This is a genomic window from Blastomonas ursincola, from assembly GCF_013607875.1.
In the GTDB taxonomy this organism is placed as follows: domain Bacteria; phylum Pseudomonadota; class Alphaproteobacteria; order Sphingomonadales; family Sphingomonadaceae; genus Blastomonas; species Blastomonas ursincola.
In genome coordinates, this window is sequence record NZ_VDES01000006.1 from 1 (window position 1) to 22,181 (window position 22,181).

Here is a 22,181-nt window from a genome sequence, read left to right on the forward strand (position 1 = left end):
CAGGAAAAGGGTGCGGGCAACGAGATCCAGCTGACCGACGCGATGGCGCGGATGATCGGCAGCCAGCCGTTCCACGCCGTCACCTTTGCCGGCAAGCGCTACGACTGCGGCTCGAAGGCCGGTTATGTCCAGGCGAACCTGGCGATTGCGCTGGAGCGCGAGGACATGGCGGATGAAATCCGCGCCTTTGCGGTGGATCTAGTAAAAAGCTGAGGTTCAGGCCGCGATACGGCTATCGCTTCAGGAGCTCTAGCTATCGTTTTCCAGGCGACGACGGCACACCATTTCGACCAATTCCTGCAGTTTCGCGACGCGCTCGCCGAGCCAGGTCAGCTCTTTATCGCTGACCTTATAATGCGGTGAGTAACGCGCGTTGACATACGCCTGGCGCAGCAGCTCGAAGCAACGTCGACTAAACCGGTCGTCGCGCGGCCAAGCCTCAATCAGCGCGGGTGCGATTTCTTCAGCATGGCCGCGCAGAAAGCCGAGCTTGTGCGATTTCGGGCTGTATAGGGTGAAGACCAGCATCACACAGTGGTACAGGCGTTCCGTAGCCTGGTGCAGCGTAAATGCCGCATCGTTGCGCCATGTTTGGTTGGCACCTTCAGCATGCTGAAGCTCGTAGGTGCGAATAGACTGACTGGCCAACGTAAACCAGCGTTCAAAACTGCTGGACGCTTCTGCCCGCGCCGCATCGGGCGCGAGCTTGGTCGGTGTCGCGAACGGAAAACCCTCCGCCTCATAAAGCGCAATGCCTTGCGCGGCGATGTCGGTGAAGAACGGTCGGCCTTGCTCGAGCTGCTTATTCACATCCTTGAGGCTGTGCACGATAAAGCTGACCGGCGCGCTCAGCGTCTGCGTGATCGTCATCTCGCGCATCAATCGGTCGTCGGCGGTTGCCCAATAGTCGACCACATCGGTCAGCCGCTCATCGTTGACCACGATGAGCAGATCATAGTCCGACTTGTAGCCGCCGACCGGATCGTCGACCCAGTCGCCGCGTGCATAGCTGCCATAGAGGATCACCTTGAGGATGCGGCCCTGTTTCTTCCACGGGGCGGTCGTGTTGCCGATGGCAGCGGCGAACTCCTCAAACAGTATGCGCACGGCAGCCTGCAGCTCCTGCTGCTTCTGGTTAGGCAGATGATCGATATCGGTGCGCATGAGCCAATCCTGTGCTGTCCTAACCGGCGATGCAAGGGTAGCTGTATCTGTGGGACCGATGCTAGCTCCACTATGAACAAGACAGCGGTGCGAGTTGTTAAGGCTGCCTTCAAGCGGCAGATGTGATACCCCCATGATAGCACCGTCAATAATCCCGGCAACCCGAGAAACGTGATCACTTTGCTTAGCATCGAGCAAATTGCTTGCGGACAACCTGATGTGTTGAATGAATAGCAACGCCGAGGAGGCGTGAACATATACGCTTTGGTTTGGCTTTCGGAAGCGCAGATGCCCCGAAGCGATCCATATTTTCCGCTATCGCATTGGGTGCCCATGGTCTATGACTGTCGGCTCATCAGCGGCACCACCTTCGTGATCGCAATGGCTTGTAGTGGCGCGCTACCCTGTGAAATACCGGACGCCAAAGACGTTCTACCAGTTGAGCCGCTGGAGACCCATGGGCGTGGTCAACAGATTTGTAGAGCGTTGTCCGCCAAAGTCGGAATGCCGGATCAGCTGACGATTGATGCCGCCCATCTCAAAGCACCTCGGCAGCCGGTTAGCAAAAAATGGCGCTGTTTCATAACGTATTCACAAAAGGCGGTCTGAACTTCGAGCTTCATGTCGCCTGCTTCAGAAGCGGCGGGCCACCGGTTATGCTGCTCGGAGAAAGGAGGTGAGCGAAAATAAGAGCGCTGCCCTGACGATTGAAGGCTCTGGTGCTTGGGCCATTTCTGATCATCGCCGAGATCGCCGGCAACATTACGTCGGGTGAGAAATCCAACAATACTACACATAGCGCACAAGGCATGCAGCAAGACGCACTTAGGCACAGTTGGAGGCCGCTGATGCCCGGCAATGAAGCCCCTCGGAGGCCCGATGATGGTCCCGGCCACCATCGTCGGAACAATTAGAATAAAGACGCAATAGACACCGCATGGGGTGGAACCGCAGGTCAACGCCACTCGATCACGATATCTTAGGTCAGTTTGCGGAGGAGATCCTGCCAGGATTGGAATATTCTGGCCTTGCTATACTTAGCATCCAGTTCGACCCGGGCGTTTCGACCCAGTCTTTGACAATCTGCCAGGTTGTCGGCGAGGCGGGTGACCGCGTCCGCAAAGGCAGCGCCATTGCCCGGATCGACCTGAATTCCGATTTCGGCCTGATCGATCATGCGTGCCATTTCGCCTTTGGGATTGCACACCGCGATCATCGGACGGCCAGCGGCCATGATCCCGTAGATTTTGCTGGGGACGATAAGCCCTTCCATCTCCGGCAGCAAGGAAACCCAATGTGCATCAGGAAGCGCCAAAGACAGATTCAGCTTCTCTCGGGGCTGGTATCCTTCAAAGCGCACATTGGTGATATTCTGCGCGGACAGCCGCTCGCGAAGCTGATCAACGAAATGGCCACCACCGATGAACAGGAAGACGATGTCGTCACGGTCGCGCAATCGGTCTGCCATATCGATGAAGGTGTCGATATCGTGCGCGCGTCCGAGATTTCCTGAATATCCCAGAACGAATTTCCCCTGCAGCTGCCATTGCTCGCGCAGAGGATTGGGGCCCGACAATGCGCAAATGTGCTCATCGTTGACGAAATTGTTGAGTATGACGATCTTGTTCTCGTCGATGCCCCGATCGCGCAGGAGCTGAGCCATGCACTCGCCAATCGCCACATTCGCGGCAGCCAAGTTCAATGACCAGTCTCTGAGGCCTGTCAGCATGGCGCGAACAGGGCCGGGGAGGCCCATTCCGAGCGATTGCGCAACCTCAGGATAGAGATCCTGCAACCAGTTTACGAGCTTGGCGCTGCGCAGTTTCGCAACCACGGCTAGCGGGATCGATAATAGCGGCGGGTCCGTTTTGCACACCACGATATCGCCCGGACGCACCCGGGTCAGGATATGCCACGATGCGCCCAGATACATGCCGAGATAGCGACCGAGCCTGGCTGCCATGCTGCGGCCCGATGGGCCGAGGCTGGGCAGGCGCGTGACTTTAACGCCTTGGATAGTCTCGGATGGCGCATAGGCCGCATTGCCGTCGTAGCTGCGCCTATTGGCCACTACCTCCACCTTCTGGCCGCTATCGGCAAGGTGAAAGGCGATGTCGCTCAAAATCTGACTGGTGGCAGCATGATCAGGATAAAAATAGCTGTTGACGAACCAAATCGTCGGTTCGGTTGTCGGATCAAGCATAAAGCTTCACGGCAAATTGCATGATAATTCTGCGATGTAAGGCTATCATGGAATTAGCCAATGCAATACAATGGTCAATGCCATAAAAAATGCCATCAATATAGCGGCAAACAAAGAGGCAAGGATAATTGGCGGATCTTTTGCAAAAAATTTTCCAACCAACGGGTTGTCAGTAATAATAAGTTCAAAGTAATCCAAGTTTTTACGAAAACTTGGAGTGAAAACTGCGCTTTTGTATTTAAAATCCAAAGGCTGATTATTAGATATTGGCTTCCGCTTCTGCTCTCTCGACACGCCGCTATTCCTACAATTTCGTTCAACCGACTTTCGTCAAGGAGTCGAGATACCACCTATAGGTGCTGGCAATGCCATCGGCGAGATCGATAGTTGGTGTCCAACCCATGGCACGAAGCCTGTCGGCGCTCATCAGTTTGCGCGGCGTCCCGTCGGGCTTGCTTTCGTCGCGAACGATCTGGCCGACAAAGCCGATCGTGTTGCATACGAGCTGCGCGAGATCATAGATTGTGATATCCTCGCCGGACCCCACATTGACATGCGCAGCATCCGAATAGTGCTCTAGCAGATAAACGCAGGCATTGGCACAGTCATCTGCATGCAGGAACTCGCGACGCGGCGTTCCTGTGCCCCAGATGGTGATATTCTCCGCACCAGATAGCTTGGCCTCATGCGCCTTGCGGATGAGTGCGGGGAGCACATGGCTGCTGTTGAAATCGAAATTGTCACCGGGGCCGTAAAGGTTGGTCGGCATCGCAGAAATGTAATCCCGCCCGTGTTGGCGACGATAGGCCTGGCAGAGCTTGATGCCCGCAATCTTTGCCACAGCATACCATTCGTTGGTAGGCTCCAGCGGCCCGGTCAGCAGTGCTTCCTCAACGATCGGCTGCTCGGCAAGCTTGGGATAGATGCAGCTCGATCCTAGGAACAGCAGGCGGTTGACGTCGGCCCGGTGCGCCGCCTCGATGACATTGGCTGCGATCGCCAGATTGTCATACAGAAAATCGGCGGGGTAGCTATCATTGGCGAGGATGCCTCCGACTTTGGCCGCCGCCACCACGATGGCGTCGGGACGATGCTCGGCTATCCAGTTGCGCGTTGCAGCCTGATCAAGCAGGTCGAGCTCCGCGCGCGGTGCGGTCAGCACGTCGCAGTCGGCCTTTTCAAGCTGCCGAACGATAGCGCTGCCGACCATCCCGCGATGGCCGGCAACGAATATCCGCTTCCCCGACAGGTCGAAGTGCATCAAGCGCCCTTCATCACTGGGGCATCAGCCATGACCTTGAGATCAGCCTGGACCATCTCGCGGGCCAGATCGCGCACCGAGGTATCATGCTTCCAGCCGAGCTTGGCGTGAGCCTTGGCCGGATCGCCGATCAGCAATTCCACTTCGGTCGGGCGGAAATAGCGCGGATCGACCTCGACCAGGCAATCGCCGGTCTGCTTGCAATAGCCCTTTTCCTCGACGCCGCTGCCGCGCCATTCCAGATCGATGCCGACATCCTCGAATGCCCATTCGACGAACTTGCGCACTTCGGTTGTCTCGCCGGTCGCTAGGACGTAATCGTCGGGCGTTTCCTGTTGCAGCATCAGCCACATGCCGCGCACATACTCGCGGGCATGACCCCAGTCCCGCTTTGCGTCGAGATTGCCGAGATACAGCTTCTTCTGCTTGCCAAGTTTGATCGCTGCAGCTGCGCGGGTTATCTTGCGAGTCACAAAGGTCTCACCCCGCAGCGGGCTTTCATGGTTGAACAGGATGCCGTTCGAAGCATGCATGCCATAAGCTTCGCGATAGTTGACCACGATCCAGTAGGAATAGAGCTTGGCAGCCGCATAGGGCGAGCGCGGATAGAACGGGGTGGTCTCGCGCTGCGGAACTTCCTGAACCAGGCCATACAGTTCCGATGTCGATGCCTGATAGAAGCGGCAGGTCTTCTCCATACCCAGGATGCGGATTGCCTCCAGCAGGCGCAATGTGCCGATTCCATCGGCATTTGCCGTGTATTCCGGGGTTTCGAAGCTGACCTGCACATGGCTTTGCGCGGCGAGGTTGTAGATCTCGTCGGGCCGGGTTTCCTGCACAATACGGATCAGGTTGGTGCTGTCCGTCATGTCGCCATAATGCAGATGGAAACGTGAATTCTCGATATGGGGGTCTTCGTAGATATCCTCGATGCGACCAGTGTTGAACGAGGACGAACGGCGCTTCAGGCCGTGAACGATATAGCCCTTTTCGAGAAGCAGCTGAGCGAGATAGGCACCGTCCTGGCCGGTGACGCCGGTAATGAGAGCTGTTTTTGTCATTGGATTCCCACGAATGGCCTGAAGAGGAGCCAAGCCCCAGTTTGTCGGCATAAGCGACCGCGGAGAAGCCCTTAGCGGGTGGTCAACCTTGTTTCAAGCCGTTGTGCAGTGCATCGATCGCGCTGCGCCCGCCATTCAACAATCGTCGATCCCCGCATCTGGCGGCCTCTACTTTGCGCCGTACCCATTCAGCATGACCAGAACGGTCCGAAAAACGATAAGTAGATCAAGCCAGTAAGGAAAGTTTTTGATATAGAAGAAGTCATATTGAAGCTTGGCGCTGATATCATCCAGATTGGTGACATGACCCTGGTTGACCTGGGCCCAGCCAGTGATCCCCGGGCGGACAATATGCCGGTAGGAATAAAAGGGCAGTTCGCTCTCATACCATTCGGACAGAGCAATTGCCTCTGGACGCGGGCCGATCCAGCTCATTTCGCCTTTCAAGACATTGATTAGCTGGGGCAATTCGTCGATCCGCGAGCGGCGCAGGAAGCGCCCAAGCCTGGTTATCCGATCGTCATCCTTCTTGGTCATTGCGGCATCGCGTGCATCCGCCATCTTGGTGGGATCTTCGCACCGCATTGTGCGGAACTTAATAACCTTGAATGGCACTCCGCGGTGCCCCATCCGCAACTGGAGAAAGAATGCAGGGCCCGAGGATTCTAGCCGGATCGCGAGGGCAACCAGAGCCATGGGCAAGGCAAGGATGGGGAGAATCAGGAGAGTGAGAATGATGTCTGCCGCTCGCTTGGTCCGGGCGTAATTCAAGCTAGGCAGCAGCGAGCCGAACGTGTTTTCAGACATGTGTTCTATGCGGACCTTGCCGGTCAGGGTCTCGAGCACCTGCTTGTAATGGTAAACCGGGATGCCGTGCAGGGTCGCCTCGGCAATGGCGCGCTCCCACTCGTCTGAATGGTCGAAATGGAGGTCCGCCACCAAGATTGCGCGTTTGGATCGAGGAACCGATGCTGATGTCAATAATGTCGTGTCCAGACCATCGACAGCTTCCAGCTGCTCGACGCGGCCGCCCGGGGCGACGAAAACTCGATAACCGATCTGACGTTCAGCCACCGCAGAGACAAGGATCTGTACGCCGGTGGTTGCGGCGAAATTGATCAGGAGAATACCCGCACTGTAGGGAATTCGGCCCAGCAGGATGACGGCAGCCACCAGCGCATAGCTGATGCCATAGGTTGGCAGAATGTAGCTCAACTGGCCCTTGCCCGGAAAGGCGGTTACCCGATCTGCCATGAAATAGGCAGCAAAAGTGGCAATGCTGGCACCCAGTAGCGTGTTGAAAGCTGTGTGACTGCGCACGATCTGCACGGTATTGCCCTCGAAATAGACCAGTGCCGGCAGGATGATTGCCAGGATGAGGGCAACGATCGTCTGGACCCGCAGTGACCGAACCGAGGAAATGCCGATGGTCGAGCGCTGCGCCTGTCTTGTGGCCATCAACATGTCATGATCTTCCAATGCTTCCGGGCCGCTATCCGGCCCGGATTGACGCGATGCGACCCGTCGTCGTGAAGCTGAGGCGCGGTAATGCCACCAAAGTTGGTGCAATGCAACATTGCGGCAGCGGTTGTGGCATAACACAGGTTAGCAACTGCCCTGATTTTGGCGGATTCGCGAGAATAAAAGGCGACCGAAAGTGCCTTCACGTGGCAATCATGGGGTGAGCGGTGCTGCCCGGCCCCGGTCGCGACCGGCTCATGTTCGGCCCGTCGCACGCGGAGCCGATGTCAGGCGGTTTTGGCTTGAAAGAGCAGGTAGGGCATCATATGGCCCCGGGGCACCGGAGCCGCAGGGCTATGCGGCTTCCCCAATAATTGCGTTGAGTTATCCCCTTGAACCAACTCGTCAAGACCGTCGCTGGTCCTCAATCCCGACTCGGGCTGATTCTGTTGTGCTGCCTCATGGCGGTGCTCGCAATTTTTGGCGGCAGTTCTCGCATGGACGAACCTTTGCTGCTTTTCGCGCGGTTTGGGGTGATCGTCATCGGATGCATTGCATTCGTCAATCTCGACCGGGCGGCATTTCGCATAATCCGGACGCCCCTGCTTTTTCTGCTGGCATTTGCTGTGATAATTGCTGTTCAGCTGATCCCGCTGCCGCCCTCGGTCTGGCAGGCACGCCCCGGTATGGAAGAATTGATCGCCATCAGCAGGCTGGCCGGTACGCTGGACGTGTGGCGACCACTGAGCCTCGACCCGATGGCTACGCTCAACAGCCTGATGAGCCTGTTGGTGCCGCTTGCAGCCATCCTCTGCTATCCCTTGCTGAGCGATCAGCAACGGTCGGCATTCCCCTATATCCTGCTCGCTGTCGCGGCTTTCAGCATTGCGGTTGCAGGTCTTCAGGTCGGCGGGGCAAACCAGCTTTATTATTATCGCATCATCAACAAGGGCGTTGCGACCGGAATCATGGCCAACCGCAACCATCAGGCCATGCTCCTGGCAAGTTCCATCCCGGCCATTGCCGCCGTCTTGCTGAATCGCAGCCGTGGATCGCTGATCGATTCCCGTGACCTGCTGTTTGCGGGCCTGACCCTTGTCGTGGTCATTGGCATGGTGGTGGCCACGGGTTCGCGCGCAGGTCTGCTGCTGGTCTTGGTGGTGGTCGGACTCTCGGGCTATGTCCTGTGGCCGGCGTTTGCGCGGAGCGCGGGCCGCAATGGTGGCCCGGAGGGCTCGCGATGGCGCAACGTCCTGGCGGGCACGGGTCTGGCAGCGGTTTTCGTGCTTATCATCGCGGCCATGGGCGGAGGCATGAACTCTTTTTCACGCCTCGGCGAAGTCGAGGTGGGAGGCGATCAGCGCGTGGAGGTCATTCCGCAGCTGATCGAACTCGTCCAGAAGTTCTTTCCCTTCGGGTCGGGCTTCGGTTCGTTTCCCTGGGTATTTCAAATTATCGAGCCGGACAACCAGCTCAATACCGCCTATTTCAACAATGCCCATAATGATTTTGCCCAGATCATCATTGAAGGGGGTGTCCTGGGCGCAGCGCTTGTTGTGTTTGCGCTGTTCATTGGCGCGAAGGGGATGTGGCGCTTGATCGCGGCCCCGCGCAACGGCTCGCGCGGCATGTCGGGTCGTGATCGGTCGCTGATCCTGGTTGGCGTCGGACTTTTCCTGGCGACCGCAATCGCGAGCCTTTTCGACTACCCCCTGCGGACGCCAGTAGTTGCTGGCTTGGCGGCGCTAGCGGGTTGTATTCTTTGTGACTGGCGGTTAAACGCCGGGCCAGCACGCCATGATGTTGCGAGGTAAAGTGCAGCCATTGATTTTCAAGAATTTGCAGGCGCGTCGGTTGGGGTGCACACTGGGCCGCGCCGGAATGGCAGTTATCGTCAGTCTGGCGATGGCGGGGTGCGCATCGGGGCCCCGTGTGTTCGGCGGCGCTCCGGGCATCAGCGTCGTGCAGAACTCGCAGTCCCTGCCGGCGCCTACGACTGCCGACGTTGTCCATACGCCTCGCGCCTATGCGATCGGGCCCTTCGATCAACTGGATATTTCGGTCTTCGGGACGGATGAGTTCGATCTGGAAATCCAGGCCGATGCCGGCGGTAACATCACCGTTCCGCTGCTGGGCAGTATCCAGGCGGCCGGGCTGACGCCGGGCCAACTTGCCACGGCGATCGAGAACGGCTTGCGCGGCCGTTTTTTCCGCGATCCCCAAGTCTCGGTCAACCTGAAGGAAACGCAGAGCCAGGTCGTTACGATCGATGGTTCGGTGAAGCGGCCTGGAGTGTATCCCGTTGTCGGACGCATGACTCTGATCCAAGCTATCGCGCGCGCCGAAGGCACGAGCGAATTTGCGCGCGTTGAGGATGTTGTCATTTTCCGCACCGTGGGTGAGCAGAAACTGGCCGGTGTCTACAATCTGGGTGCCATCCGGCTGGGGCGCTATGAGGATCCGGAAGTCTTTGCGAGCGATATCATTGTTGTTGGCGATTCTCCCCGTCGCCGTTTCCTCAAAGATGTCCTGACACTCGGCCCGGCTCTGCTGAGCCCGGTCATTCTTCTGCTTACCCAGACCAACAACTGAGCAGGCTAATGCCGGTTAAGGCATTGAGAGCGCACGGAAAATTTACCTATGACGTCACCGCAAACCGCACCAGCGCTCAGGCAATTCGGCGAACCGGCACCTGAAGCCGCAACCGGCAGCTCCATAAATCTGCTATCCCTATGGCGCACGGTAGTGCGGCGAAAGGTTATGATTATCGGGGTGCTGATCGCAAGCTTGGCATTAGGTGCCATTGCAACCCTTCTCTCGGAGAAGCAGTATACGGCTTCGGCAACGCTCGAAATCTCTCGCCAGGAGAATCAGATCGTCGATGTTCAGGCGCTTCGCCCTGATTCTGCCGGCACTGATCTGGAATTTTATCAGACCCAGTATTCGCTGCTTGAGGCGCGTTCGCTTGCAGCGCGAGTGGCGAACAAGCTTCGCCTAGGCAGTGACGCGGCCTTTATCGAACTGTTTGCTGAGGATGAGGCTTCGCGCCTCAGCGATAGCGGTGAACGGAACAGCAAGGACATCAATCAGATCCGGCGCGAACAGGCCATCGATTTGCTGCTCGAGCACGTGACGATCACTCCGGTGCGCGGATCTGCGCTTGTGACGGTCAGCTTCACCAGCCCCGATCCAGCCATTTCGCAGAAGGTTGCCAATACCTGGGTCGAGCAGTTCATTGCTGCCTCGCTGGCACGCAAGTTCGATGCAACCTCCTATGCCCGGCAGTTTCTCGAACAGCGCCTAGAAGAGCTTCGAGCCCGTCTTGAGGACTCGGAACGTCGCGCCGTGAGCTATGCCCAGCGCGAGCAGATCATCCGCTTGCCCGGCGGTTCGACCGCCGAAGGTGCGAGCGGCGGCGCTCCCACGCGATCGCTTCTTGCCGACGAGCTTGAGCGGATGAATTCGGAGCTCGCCAAGGCGACTGGAGAGCGGGTTGAGCTGCAGAGCAAGGCCAACAGCTTGTCGAGCGCTGCTGGGGACGGCGTGTCGGCGGCGCTTGCTGCCTTGCGTTCAAAGCGAACCGAGCTGTCAGCTGAATACGCCAATCTTTTGACCACCTTTGCACCCGAATATCCTAAGGTGAAGGCGGTTGCATCCCAGTTGGGCGAACTTGACAAGGGCATTGCCCGAGAGGAACGGCGTATCGGCTCAAGCAATTCCGCGGCCTATCAGCAGGCGGTGCAGCGCGAGGCCAATTTGAAATCGCTGGTGTCGCAACTGAAGGCGGAATTGCTTCAGCAGGAAGTCCGCTCGATCCAGTACAATATTTTCCAGCGTGATGCTGATACTAACCGCGAACTCTACAATGGTCTGCTGCAGCGCTACAAGGAAATCGGCGTTGCCGGCGGCGTTGGTACGAACAACATCTCGATCATCGACGAGGCCAAGCTACCCGAAGTTCCATCGAGCCCTAACCTGCTGAACAACCTGTTGCTTGCGCTTCTGGCTGGCAGCGTGCTGGCGGCCGGCTCGGTGTTCGCGGCAGAACAGATTGCCGACCATATCAGCGATCCCGATCAGGTCGAACCGAGGCTTGGTCTGCCGCTCCTCGGCATCGTTCCTGCGACGAATGAGGAATTTCTCGACGTCATCCGGGATCGGAAATCGGAGCAGGCTGAAGCCTATATTGCTATCATCACAAGGCTTGCCTTTGCCACGGTGCACGGCACGCCGCGTTCGCTCTGCGTTATTTCCACGCGTCCGGCCGAAGGTAAGTCGAGTTCTGCGGTGGGGGTCGCACTGGCGCTCAGCAAGGTTGGCAAGCGGGTCCTGCTCATCGACGGCGACATGCGGTCTCCGAGCATCGGAAGGGCCGCTCAGGTCGCCGAGAAAAGTGGCTTGAGCAACTATCTCGCAGGCCAGGACGATTTCGTCCCTCTGATCGTGCGGTCGGAATATCTGGATATCGATATCATGCCTGCCGGACCGTCGCCGCTCAATGCTGCGGAATTGCTCACCGGTGACCGTCTGAACAGGCTTCTGAAGCGTCTCGAGGCCCATTACGATCATGTCGTGATCGACAGTCCGCCGGTTCTCGGCCTTGCCGACGCGCCGCTGATCGCCTCGAACGTGGAAGCCTGCCTCTACACCGTTGAATCTGCAACCGTTCGCGTCACGCAAATCCGATCGGCAATGAAGCGACTGCCCTCGCAGGTCAATCTTGTCGGCGTGATGCTGACAAAGGTCGATACGCAACGCGCCAAGCAGCTCTATGGGTATGACTATGGCTATGGCTATGGGAAGAACATCCCGACGGATACTGCCGCCGAGCGGAGCTCTAATGGACAGGACAGTTGAGGACGGCAATGGCCAGGTCCCCGGCATTCAAGCGATCCCCGCTGGCGATTACGGCAGCCTGTCTTGTCGGGCTGGCATTGATCGTCATCAACGGCCTTTATCTCATCGCCGAGCGCATTCCCCAGAGCCAGGCTGAACGGAGCATAGCGATCGCTCCCTGGCGTGGTCAGGGTTATGGCGACGCTGCGGTCGATATTCTGTCGGACCCCAAGGCTGCGAGCCAGCGCACGTCCCAGATCCGCAGCCTCGCGCTCAACGCCATCATGCGCTCTCCGCTCGAGACCGGCGCCTATTACGCTCTCGTTCGCGTATTGGAGGCTGAAGGCAAGGAAAGCCTTGCCGATCGCCTGGCGAAAGCCACCGAAGACCTCAGCCGTCATGACCCGAATGTCCAGCTGTACCTGACCAGCCGTGCAGCGGTCAGGAACGATGTCGGCGGCGTCATGCGTCACCTGAATGTCGTTCTGCGCACCTCCCGATCGGCCCGATCCGTAGCATTTCCGATCCTTTGCAATGCCCTGACGGACCAGCGGAGCATTGCTCTTGTTGCACGCAATATGCGCGACAACGCCAACTGGGTCATCCCCTTCGTCGAGCAGTGCTCCAGCTCTGCCCCGACAGTGGGCAATCTGGCTCAGACCCTCCTCGAAGCGCCTGCAATTGCTCGGGATGCCCTTCCGAGGGTACATGTGAATATCCTGGCTAATCTGGTTGAGCAGAAGAAGCTGTCGCTAGCCGGTCGTTACTATGCGATGGTCACGCGGTCCCCAGCGGACAGGGATGGCAGGATCATGGATCGGTTCGATCGCGTAGACGAACTGCCGCATTTCGACTGGGTCGCCACTGCCGATGGCGGCGTCTATATCGACCAGCTGGGCGCTGGCGGTGGGGTGGCGGTCTCCACCGATACGAGCTTGGTGCCGTTGATGGAGCGCATGCACACCCTTGCACCCGGTCGATATCGCCTCGTGTCGCAGGTCAAGGATCTCGAACTGCCTGCGCGGGCTTCGATGTTCTGGACCATTCAGTGCTTTGGTACCGATGCAAGCCTGGCGGTGCTCCAGCTGCGCACCAGTCGGCGTCCGCAGGCTGTAACCTTCGACGTTCCTGACAGCAATTGCGAGGGCCAGCAGGTTCGTCTCAGGTCTGACGGAGCAGGGCAATCTCGCGAGATCACGGCTGAAATCCCGTTCGTGCGGATTGAACAGGCGAGCAGGCCAGCATCGGGCAAGGAGCCGGCGGGATGACGTCTGTCTGGGGGGGCATACCATCGGCGGATGAACGTGATGGTGGATAACCGGTCGCGCTCGTCGCGAGCAAAGCGTGCCATGATCATTGGCGTGTCAGGACAGGATGGCGGATATCTCGCCAAGAAGCTGCTGTCGGAGGGCTATGACGTTCTTGGGACGTCCCGCTCGATCGCTGATGGCGCGTTCCTTTCACTCGATCACTTTGGTCTGCGGGAAAAGGTAGACCTTCGCGCATTTGACCCGGTTGATGCGCATGCGTTCCGGACGCTGGTTGAGCGGTTCAAGCCCACGGAAATCTACAACCTTTCGGGCCAGAGCTCGGTCGGCATCTCGTTTGCCGAGCCGGTGGGGACATTCAACAGCATTGTCGCCAGTACAATCGCCATGCTGGAGGAGTTGCGTCTGCATTTTCCGCATGTCCGGTTCTATAACGCGGGTTCGAGCGAAATGTTCAGCGGACCGGTCGGCGAACCGCTGACGGAAACAAGCCGTTTCGCGCCACGCAGCCCCTATGGAGCTGCCAAATCGAGTGCGTACTGGGTCGTTTCGACCTACCGGGAATCGTTTGGTCTTTTTGCGGTTACAGGCATCCTTTTTAACCACGAATCCCCGTTTCGGGGGGCCAATTTCGTGACCCGCAAGGTCATCGAGACGGCCTATGCCATATCGCAAAATCGCTCGGGTCAGTTGACCCTTGGAGATCTGAGCATCTGGCGCGACTGGGGTTGGGCAGAGGATTATGTAGATGCAATGTATCGCATGGTGCAGCATGACCATCCCTCGGATTATGTCATCGCTACTGGCCAAGCCATGCAATTGAGAGACTTCGTGGCTCATGTCTTTGCCTATTTCGGCATGGACTGGCAGGAGTATGTCACCAGCTCCGAGGCGCTGGCACGGCCTAACGAGCTGGTCTACAGTTGCGGAGATGCCAGCAAGGCACGCCGAGAGTTGGGTTGGACACCGGCCTATCAGGGCAAGGCAATGATCGAAAAGCTTTGCGCTGAATACGCGGCGATTCTGGACCGTGGGGGACGTTCATGACCAGATTCTTGCGGTGGGCCAAAGGCAAGGCTAGCGTTATCCTGAAGGTGCCCCAGATCAACTATGCGTTGCGCGGCGTTCCCATGCCGACGATGTCGCATGAGCAAACCCAGATTTCGATCGCAGCAGCTATCGACACTGGCGGGCAGTTGATCGCTAGGGTCGGTTCAAATGAAGGCGATGCCATTAGCCAGTTCATGCTCATGCGGAGAGGGCGTTCAAACCCAAAGCCTTATACAGATCATATAAAAGAAACCATGAAATCGGGCGCTGGGTTTTTTCCTACCGATGATGAAAATCTTGATAGATTTGCTGAACTTTATATTAAATGTATCGGACAAATTGATATTTATGCTGCCTGGTCGAAATTCGACAAGAATATTTATAAAAACGATGCTGAAATTTGTCGCCTGATTGATCTCGACCCGTTCTTCACCATCAATCGCTGGCCACTTGCCATGGCGGGCAAGAGAGTTACGGTGGTGCATCCCTTCACCTCGACCATCGCTCGCCAGTTTCCAAAGCGGGACCTACTGTTTGATCGTCCGACGCTTCCGGATTGCACACTGACGCTGGTTCGCGCGCCTCAGACCCAAGCGGACGCATCTACGGATGGGCAGGACTGGTTTGCCAACCTGGCCGAGATGGAGCGTCAAATTTCTGACTCGCAGCCAGATGTCTGTATTGTCGGAGCGGGGGCATACGGCTTGCCCTTGGCGGCGCACGCCAAGTCCCTCGGGGCTACCGCCTTGATGCTGGGCGGGGCCACGCAGTTGCTGTTCGGCATCATCGGCAATCGGTGGCTCAATGACCCCCAGTACAAGGCCCTAGTTAACGAGCACTGGACGCGGCCTGGCGAGGACGAAAAGCCCGAGGGCTTCCAGAAGATGGAAATTGCTGGCGGAGCTTATTGGTGAATACGCTCTATTGTTTTGAAAATCGCAAGGCCACGTTTGTCGACGTTTTCCGGCAAACGGCCGAGCGCCATGGGTTCACGGTGATCCTGCAGGAACCCAGTGCCAACGACCCCGATTTTGCCCGGTTTCGTCAGGCCTATCATCATCTTTCGGTCAATCCGGAAGGCTTCGAGCTCGCATGCTTTCACCGCTATTTTGCCATGCGCGCGCTCCTGCCCGTTGGCAATCGGGCCATCATGGCGGACAGCGATCTCTTCGTGCAATGTGCGCCCAAGGACATTCCTGCTGAACTAATCGCCGATCGGCAGGGATTTGTCGGCAGCATCGGCGTCAATGCCGGTGTGCCTGAAGAGGATATCAGCCCTCATTTTTCTTTCTGGACTCGGGCCTTGCTCGATGATTTCTGCGACTTCCTCATCGAGCAGTATAGGACCGGGCTTGATCGCCTGAAGGCAATTTACGCGCGCCGTTCTGCGGTCACCGACCGCGCTTCGATTTCGGACATGACGCTGCTGTACCTGTGGGTTCAGGATCGTGGTATCGCTTTTGTCAATTCCAACAAGGTGCTGGCCGGGCAATATATCGATCACAACGTTTCCAGTCCCGATTGCGCCAATGCCGGCTTTGAAACCAGCTTCGGGCGCAAGCGCCTGTTGTTGTCTGCTGACGGTATCAGGATGCGCACGAAGGATGGCGCGAGCGTCAATCCGCTCATTCTCCATCTTCAGGGCCGATATAAACTGGCCGCTGAGCCGTTGCTGAACCGCAACCAGCTAAAACTCTGGCAGGGATCAGCTTATATTGCCGCCGGACGGATCGCGCGCCGGGCGATATCACGCCTCACATGAAGGTCTTTGCCATTCCGACGATCTGCGGTGCTTTCAATGCGGTGGCATCACTAGTTTTCTTCGGTTATTTTGCCTATCTCTACGGCGACCCGGCTCTTGCTCGCCTAGTTTTGGTGCAGGCGGTCATTGCGCTGGCCCAGATGGTCATGGTGCCGCAATGCTGGCTGTATGTCCTGAGCGGCGTTGGCAAAGACGAGCTGGAACAACGGTACTGGGCTGCCGTTGTGCTTGAAATGATCTGTTACGCCACCGGTTTGCTTGTTCTGCTCGGCTTGGCCAGCATACCCGTCACTACTATCGTGGAGTACCGGAGCGAGGCCTTACTGTTTTACCTGGCGCTTGGCCTAGCGGGTATGGCATCGCACCAGGGCTATTTCCGCGCGCGGCATGACTGGTTTACACTGGCGGCGTGGATGCTGATGCCCACCGCCGCTCGCCTTGTCCTGATCACACTCAGTGCGACGGGCTTTCTGTCGCCAATAGAGGGTATGGCGTCGCCCGCATGGTATGTTTTTCTCTATTTTCTTGTGCCCGAAATGCTCCGGTTCGTGCTGATCAACGCCCCACGGATCCTGCCCCGCATCTCCCGCATCAAATGCAAAGACATCGCAGCAACCGGTCGTTCAGTTGCCCACAATTGGCTTTATGATATGGGATCTGGCTTTTGTGAGAATGTCGACAAGGTGTTCGTTGGGCTACTGGTAAGCCCTACAATATTTGTTGTATACTTTTTTGCCCGGCGTATCGGAAATGGCATATCCATTGTTATGGAGCCCTATTTTGCTGAGATGTATCGTAGGCTATTGACGAGTTCTGCAAAAAAAATTGACAATTATATGCAAAAAACGTTATTGCTGGGGAATGCGATTGGGATAAGTGTCGGATTTATAGGTTCTGTATTAATTCTTATAATACGACATATTGAATTCTTTCAAACCTATATCCCACCATCTTTGTCAAGTAATTGGGAGATATTTTTCATCATTGTGATCGGCGATGGAGGTGTCGCTGGCAATCGTTGGTCGCGGTTCATCTTTCAGGAAGGCCGGGTCAGCGTGATCTTCCTGCTGGTCAGGATCGGCCTGAAATTTCTGTTCGCTGCCGGTTTGCTGCTAACGGACGTGCTGGGAAGCTATGCGGTCGCGTTCATGTTCATCATCATTTGGCTGGTCGAGTATATATATGTCGCCGCGCGTGCTCGCAGTCTCGACCGCCAAGCGGAGCTGCAGGCGACAGCAGCATGATCGACCTCAACGAATTTGACGTGGCTGCGCAACGCCCAGGATGATCTGTTGCCAGCATAACCGTATCAAAAGTATCTTTGCATTGGGATGAAACGTGCTAGATGGCCCGGCACCGCACTTGTGGGGCGCGGGGGGCAAAAACGGAAGTGTTAGGGGCGGAGGCAGCGGGCGCCTCTAGAATCCGACGACTTGAGTATAGATGTAGGTGCGCTGTGACTGAACTGAAATGCAAGCTTTGCGGCAGCAAGAACGTAAACTTCCTCTTTTCGGAAGAGCGCTCGGGCGTGGCTTATAATAGCTATCATTGTGAAGATTGCGATCTTTACCAAACCTTGGGCGACATAAGTGATGTTTCACCGGATTATGTTGATCTCGAGGAAGGTGATCTGGTTGGTGAGCACGTCTTTATCCAGCGCAAGTCCAAGATCGGGGCGTTCACCCAATGGCTGGAAGAAGCCAAGCGTCTTGACCCCGGGCTAGCGGCAGGCGAGCGCCGGTCGGTCCTGGATATTGGTTGCGGCGTGGGCGGATTCCTGGATTTTGCTCGCGAGCGGGGTTTTGATGTTTATGGTTTTGACGCCTCCGAAGCGCAGGCCCGCGTAGCACAGAAGAAACATCCAAATGTGCGCCACGCCATCAGCATGGATGATTATATGGCGGAGTTTGCAGAAAAGCCGCGAATCGATTTTGTAACAATGTGGGATGTTTTCGAGCATATTCGGGACCCCAAAACGCTGCTTAGGCAGGTCCGTCAATATTTGACGCCTAATACCGTCTATTTCGTATCGGTGCCGAGCGGTAAGCCGACTAAGGCTAAGCTTGCCTTTGCCAAGATACGGAACCGCGAAATCGGGTTGATCCCTTGGGAGCATGTTTTTTATTACACCCCATCTTCCCTTGCTCGAGTGTTTGCTGACAATGGTTATGAGGCGCTGAAGGTGACCGGTGTTGCCCCCTACGTTCGTGATATGAACATGCATGAATTTGTTCGCCGCAACGTGCATAATTTGCTGCAGAGGACGCCCTATGCATTTCAGATCTGCGCTTTCGCCAAACCACAGAAGGTGTGATGGCGGCCAGGGCCTGTATGGGTATGTGCTGTTTTGATGGAAAATTATCTTGTTAGAAAACCTTCCTCTGGTTCTAGCGTTTTTACTGATCGCCCTTGGTGCGAGGTTGACAGAAGCGAAGAGCTTGCAGGCGTTGCTTTTCCTAACCGTTAATCTCGGATTTTTCTATTGGTACTGGATACCATCGCTGCAGGTGGTGAACTTCCCGCCGCCTAGTCTCTTGGGCTCGTTCACGCTTCGCGACGACATAGTTACAGAGGCCTCATGGGTCGTCCTGCTTTATCATTTTCTGTCGGTCGCAACGCTTATTGCGGCTCGTCCTCTGTTTGCGCAGCGCCAGCAAAATCTCGATATCCAACTTTCTTATGGAGCCATGGCTTGGGCCATCATTGGCTCGACATTCGGCTTGTTTGTCATTAGGTTTGCGACTGAAGGGCCGGGCGTGCTGCTTGACATCTTGTCTGGGCGAGCGTCATCTCGCGAGTTCCTTACCTATTACAACATTTCCGAGGGTGCCACACAGTCTCTGCTGGCGCTCTGGGATATCGCTAACATTGCGGTTTCCGTCTATCTGATCGCCTATGCGGTGCATCAGTCCAGGCTTTTGTCATTTCACGGCGCGATAGCTGCATTTGCTCTAGTGCTGAGCTTTCTCGGTTCCGGTACTCGTTCGATTCTGGTTCTTGGAATTTTCGCGGTGATGGCAGGTTTCGTGTTTCGCCCGACGCAGGACCAAATGGCGCAACAGCGTCAAGGCGCGTTGAGTGGTCTTCGATACATCTATCTTACGTTCTTGGGTGGCGTGATCGGTTTGGCCTCCACGGGCATCGTGGCCCGGTTCACCGTGTTTCGCAACGAGGAAGGCAATTTCCTGTCCAATACGCTGTTTAACAACAACGACATGTTTCGTGAACTGGTGTTCATCAAGACATACATGATCAACTACGCGCCGCACGAGCTGGGAAGAGAAATATACAATTTCTTTCAGACGCCCTTCTCGTTCATCCTTCCGCGTTTTCTCGGGTTCGACAAGGAGATCCCCGATCACCTCATCACATTCAACCAAGTCCGTGCGAACATTGACCTGCTCTTGGGGCAAGGCAATGTGTTCCCTGGACTGATCGGCGATTTCCACATGCTTTTCGGCGTCATGGGCCCCCTTATGTTCGCGGCCTTCATCCTTGCCTTCGGCATCGTCCTCCGCGCCGCTTCGGGATGGATACCTTCCTTGGCTGCTGCCATGGCATTTTGGGTTACGATGTGCGCAAACCTGCTGATATCGTTCCGCAACATTTCCGGGTCTTTGGCGCTAATCGCCCTGCTGCTTCTCGCGGTTATCTGGATGTGGATCAATGTCGTTCCCCGTCGTCGTGAGGCGATGGCCTGATGCCATGACCGTTTCTCTCGACAGCATCATTTTCGGACTGCAGCGCTTTGGCGGCATCAGTACCTATTGGCATCAGTTGCTCATGCACTGGAGCCCAGATTTCGGCCATGATTGCGAGGTCGTCCTGCCCAATCCGGTGATATCGGGCTTGCAGCTCGCGCCTGAACTGGATCGCCTGCCGGTCGCGCACGATCCCCGCAACATTCGAATCGCCCGCTATCTGCGTGCCGCGCCAACCGCCTGCAGCATCCAGCACAGCTCCTATTATCGGGCCCCGGCCTCCAGGCGCACTGCCAGCGTCATGACGGTCTATGATTTCATCTATGAACGTTATCGCACCGGGCTGGCGCGTCAGGTGCACGGCATTCAAAAGAGCAGGGCCCTGCACCGGGCCGATGTCATCCTGTCGATTTCCCACAGCACGCGATCCGATCTGCTCGATCGCTATCCGCGGATCGATCCCGCGCGCGTATTGGTCACGCATCTCGCGCACGATGCCGATGTCTTCCGCCCGCTGAATGCCGATGAGGAGCGCGATTCGGCACTGGCCGATCAGGTGCTGTTCGTCGGTCAGCGTGCCGGCTACAAGCAGTTTGCTCTGGCGGTCGATGCTCTGCGTACCCTGCCGGATCTCAAGCTGCTGATCGTGGGCCCCCCCCTGACACCGGAAGAAGAGCAAAGCCTGGAGGCTGCCCTGCCTGGGCGCTATCGGTACCAGGACGGTGTCAGCAATGACGCCCTGCGCCGCATCTATGCCCAGTGTTTCGCACTGATCTACCCATCGGATTATGAAGGGTTCGGCCTGCCGGTTCTGGAGGCCATGGCCTGTGGTGCCCCGGTGGTCTGTTCGCATGTTTCGTCCATACCCGAGGTCGGTGGCGATGCGGCGCTCTACGCAGAGCGACAGCATGGCGAGGCGTATGCCGCCCAGTTGAGCGCGCTGTTTGATTCGGAATTCAATCGCCGGGTTCGCATCGATAGCCTAGCCAATGCGGAACGGTTCAGTTGGAGACGCTGCTTTTCAGAGACTGCGGAAGCGTACCGGCAGCTGTCATCCAGATAACGGTGACGACAAGCCTCACAGAATCAGCTTTCCCAATTCGCTCCCGGCGCGAACCCCCGGGCCCACCATTGCATCCAAGTGGACGAAGGGCGAGTGTCTTGCGGATTTTTGGTACCGGAGCGGCCATCGCTCGTTGCGCGGCGTGCCACATCCTCCGCATATAACCGAGAGCATTTTTCCTCCCAGCTATAGCATTTTGAAGGTGACCGTTCACGCTCCGCGGCCCGTGAAATGCGGCATCAAAAAACTAGAGCGTTATCGCTCAATGTGAAAACGCACTAGCCTTCGTTGCGTGCCTTGAGCGCTTCGGCGATCTTCTTGACATCCTGTGAGCGACCCTTGGGCACGATCATCACATGGCTGCCATTTGCGATGACGATGAGATCCTCGATCCCCGATGCGGTCACGGTGATGCCGTCGGCATGCACATGGCAGCCGCGCGTATCGATCAGCATGGTATCGCCGGCAACCGTGTTGCCGTCCGCGTCGGCGGTGCCGATGTCCGCCAGCGCATCCCAGCTGCCGACATCGGACCAGCCGCAGGCGACGGGCACGATCGCGACGCGCTCTGCTCGTTCCATCACCGCATAGTCGATCGAATCCGACGGGCAGGCGGCGAACCGCTCGGCATCCGGGCGAATGAGCCGCGCCGTGAGGTCCGCGCCCGCAAGCGCCGCGCGCGCTTCGGCATCCATGTCCGGGGCGTGGCGCGCCAGCTCGGCAAGATACCGGTCGGCGCGCATCAGGAAGATGCCGGCATTCCACGAATGGTGGCCCTCGGCGAGCATCGCCTCGGCCTTGTGGCGCGCCGGTTTCTCGATGAAGCGATCGACCTTGCGCACGCCCGGGACGTGATCGAGCCCGTCCCCCATGCGGATATAGCCAAAGCCGGTTTCGGGACCCGTGGGTTCGATGCCGAAGGTCACCAGCCAGCCATCGCGCGCCGCCGGAAGCGCGGTATCGACCGCGGCCAGGAAGGCAGGCAAATCCAGGATCACATGATCGCTAGGCATCACCAGCATCACCGCATCGCCCCCGCCTGCTGCGAGCGCGGCGAGCGCGATCGCCGGCGCGGTGTTGCGCGCGCTCGGCTCGAGGATGATGCGTGCCCCCTCGTGCGCCTCGCCGCCCAGCTCGGCTTCCATCAGCGCGGCATGCCGTTCGGCCCCGATGATCAGCGGGGCGGCAAAGCGGGTCGAATCGCCGGCACGCGCGAGCGTATCGGCAAACATCGTCCGGTCAGACGCGAGCGCGAGAAACTGTTTCGGGCTCTGGTCGGTCGACAGCGGCCACAGCCGCGTGCCCGATCCGCCGGACAGGATGACGGGGATGATCTGGGTCATGGGGGTCT

General features: G+C 57.4%; 18 protein-coding genes and 1 pseudogene. 12 read left to right on the forward strand and 7 right to left on the reverse strand.

Annotated elements, in window-relative coordinates:
• Positions 1-213 (forward strand): annotated as a pseudogene (locus FG486_RS17860) (UTP--glucose-1-phosphate uridylyltransferase); the annotation flags it as partial.
• A 36-nt stretch (positions 214-249) separates the two neighbouring features.
• On the opposite strand, the gene FG486_RS17865 reads toward FG486_RS17860, so the two are convergent.
• From FG486_RS17865 to FG486_RS17890, 6 genes are all read right to left on the reverse strand, one after another.
• Positions 250-1,164 carry a HEPN domain-containing protein gene (locus FG486_RS17865; RefSeq protein WP_181268564.1) on the reverse strand — a complete coding sequence of 305 codons (915 nt, stop codon included), beginning with the start codon at positions 1,162-1,164 and terminating at the stop codon, positions 250-252.
• A 979-nt stretch (positions 1,165-2,143) separates the two neighbouring features.
• Positions 2,144-3,367, reverse strand: coding sequence for a glycosyltransferase family 4 protein (locus FG486_RS17870; protein ID WP_181268565.1), 1,224 nt, complete (start codon positions 3,365-3,367; stop codon positions 2,144-2,146).
• Positions 3,368-3,412: 45 nt separating this feature from the next.
• Positions 3,413-3,661, reverse strand: coding sequence for a hypothetical protein (locus FG486_RS17875; protein ID WP_181268566.1), 249 nt, complete (start codon positions 3,659-3,661; stop codon positions 3,413-3,415).
• A gap of 22 nt (positions 3,662-3,683) precedes the next feature.
• Positions 3,684-4,628 (reverse strand): GDP-L-fucose synthase, encoded by a 945-nt coding sequence (fcl, locus tag FG486_RS17880; RefSeq protein ID WP_277817012.1) that lies wholly within the window; start codon positions 4,626-4,628, stop codon positions 3,684-3,686.
• Positions 4,628-5,689, reverse strand: a complete 1,062-nt coding sequence (gmd, locus tag FG486_RS17885) for a GDP-mannose 4,6-dehydratase (RefSeq protein ID WP_181268567.1) — start codon at positions 5,687-5,689, stop codon at positions 4,628-4,630. The genes fcl and gmd overlap by 1 nt, the downstream gene beginning before the upstream one ends.
• Positions 5,690-5,857: 168 nt before the next feature.
• A complete protein-coding gene (locus FG486_RS17890; protein ID WP_181268568.1) occupies positions 5,858-7,153 on the reverse strand; it encodes a sugar transferase in 1,296 nt (431 codons plus the stop codon).
• A gap of 389 nt (positions 7,154-7,542) precedes the next feature.
• Between FG486_RS17890 and FG486_RS17895 the strand changes: the two genes are divergently transcribed.
• The 11 genes from FG486_RS17895 to FG486_RS17945 all read left to right on the forward strand — a co-directional run bounded on the left by FG486_RS17895 (position 7,543) and on the right by FG486_RS17945 (position 20,830).
• Positions 7,543-8,964 carry an O-antigen ligase family protein gene (locus FG486_RS17895; RefSeq protein WP_181268569.1) on the forward strand — a complete coding sequence of 474 codons (1,422 nt, stop codon included), beginning with the start codon at positions 7,543-7,545 and terminating at the stop codon, positions 8,962-8,964.
• The gene (locus FG486_RS17900; RefSeq protein WP_241695899.1) at positions 8,948-9,742 is read left to right on the forward strand and encodes a polysaccharide biosynthesis/export family protein; all 795 of its coding nucleotides are present in this window, start codon (positions 8,948-8,950) and stop codon (positions 9,740-9,742) included. Before FG486_RS17895 ends, FG486_RS17900 begins: the two co-directional genes overlap by 17 nt.
• Before the next feature lie 48 nt (positions 9,743-9,790).
• Positions 9,791-12,007 carry a GumC family protein gene (locus FG486_RS17905; protein ID WP_181268570.1) on the forward strand — a complete coding sequence of 739 codons (2,217 nt, stop codon included), beginning with the start codon at positions 9,791-9,793 and terminating at the stop codon, positions 12,005-12,007.
• A gap of 8 nt (positions 12,008-12,015) precedes the next feature.
• On the forward strand, positions 12,016-13,254 hold the full coding sequence (locus FG486_RS17910) for a hypothetical protein (protein WP_181268571.1): 1,239 nt from the start codon (positions 12,016-12,018) through the stop codon (positions 13,252-13,254).
• Between the two features lie 81 nt (positions 13,255-13,335).
• Positions 13,336-14,301 carry a GDP-mannose 4,6-dehydratase gene (locus FG486_RS17915; RefSeq protein WP_206678416.1) on the forward strand — a complete coding sequence of 322 codons (966 nt, stop codon included), beginning with the start codon at positions 13,336-13,338 and terminating at the stop codon, positions 14,299-14,301.
• Positions 14,298-15,218: a hypothetical protein gene (locus FG486_RS17920; protein WP_181268572.1), complete on the forward strand. Its 921-nt coding sequence runs from the start codon at positions 14,298-14,300 to the stop codon at positions 15,216-15,218. The genes FG486_RS17915 and FG486_RS17920 overlap by 4 nt, the downstream gene beginning before the upstream one ends.
• On the forward strand, positions 15,215-16,066 hold the full coding sequence (locus tag FG486_RS17925; protein ID WP_181268573.1) for a hypothetical protein: 852 nt from the start codon (positions 15,215-15,217) through the stop codon (positions 16,064-16,066). Before FG486_RS17920 ends, FG486_RS17925 begins: the two co-directional genes overlap by 4 nt.
• Positions 16,063-17,310: a hypothetical protein gene (locus FG486_RS17930; protein WP_181268574.1), complete on the forward strand. Its 1,248-nt coding sequence runs from the start codon at positions 16,063-16,065 to the stop codon at positions 17,308-17,310. The genes FG486_RS17925 and FG486_RS17930 overlap by 4 nt, the downstream gene beginning before the upstream one ends.
• 212 nt (positions 17,311-17,522) lie before the next feature.
• Entirely contained in the window at positions 17,523-18,380 is an 858-nt protein-coding gene (locus FG486_RS17935; RefSeq protein ID WP_181268575.1) for a methyltransferase domain-containing protein, read from the forward strand.
• 49 nt (positions 18,381-18,429) lie between these two features.
• Positions 18,430-19,767, forward strand: coding sequence for a hypothetical protein (locus FG486_RS17940; protein WP_181268576.1), 1,338 nt, complete (start codon positions 18,430-18,432; stop codon positions 19,765-19,767).
• Between the two features lie 4 nt (positions 19,768-19,771).
• Entirely contained in the window at positions 19,772-20,830 is a 1,059-nt protein-coding gene (locus tag FG486_RS17945; protein ID WP_181268577.1) for a glycosyltransferase family 4 protein, read from the forward strand.
• A gap of 278 nt (positions 20,831-21,108) precedes the next feature.
• On the opposite strand, the gene FG486_RS17950 is transcribed toward FG486_RS17945, so the two are convergent.
• Positions 21,109-22,173 carry a mannose-1-phosphate guanylyltransferase/mannose-6-phosphate isomerase gene (locus tag FG486_RS17950; protein ID WP_181268578.1) on the reverse strand — a complete coding sequence of 355 codons (1,065 nt, stop codon included), beginning with the start codon at positions 22,171-22,173 and terminating at the stop codon, positions 21,109-21,111.
• Between the last annotated feature and the right edge of the window lie 8 nt (positions 22,174-22,181).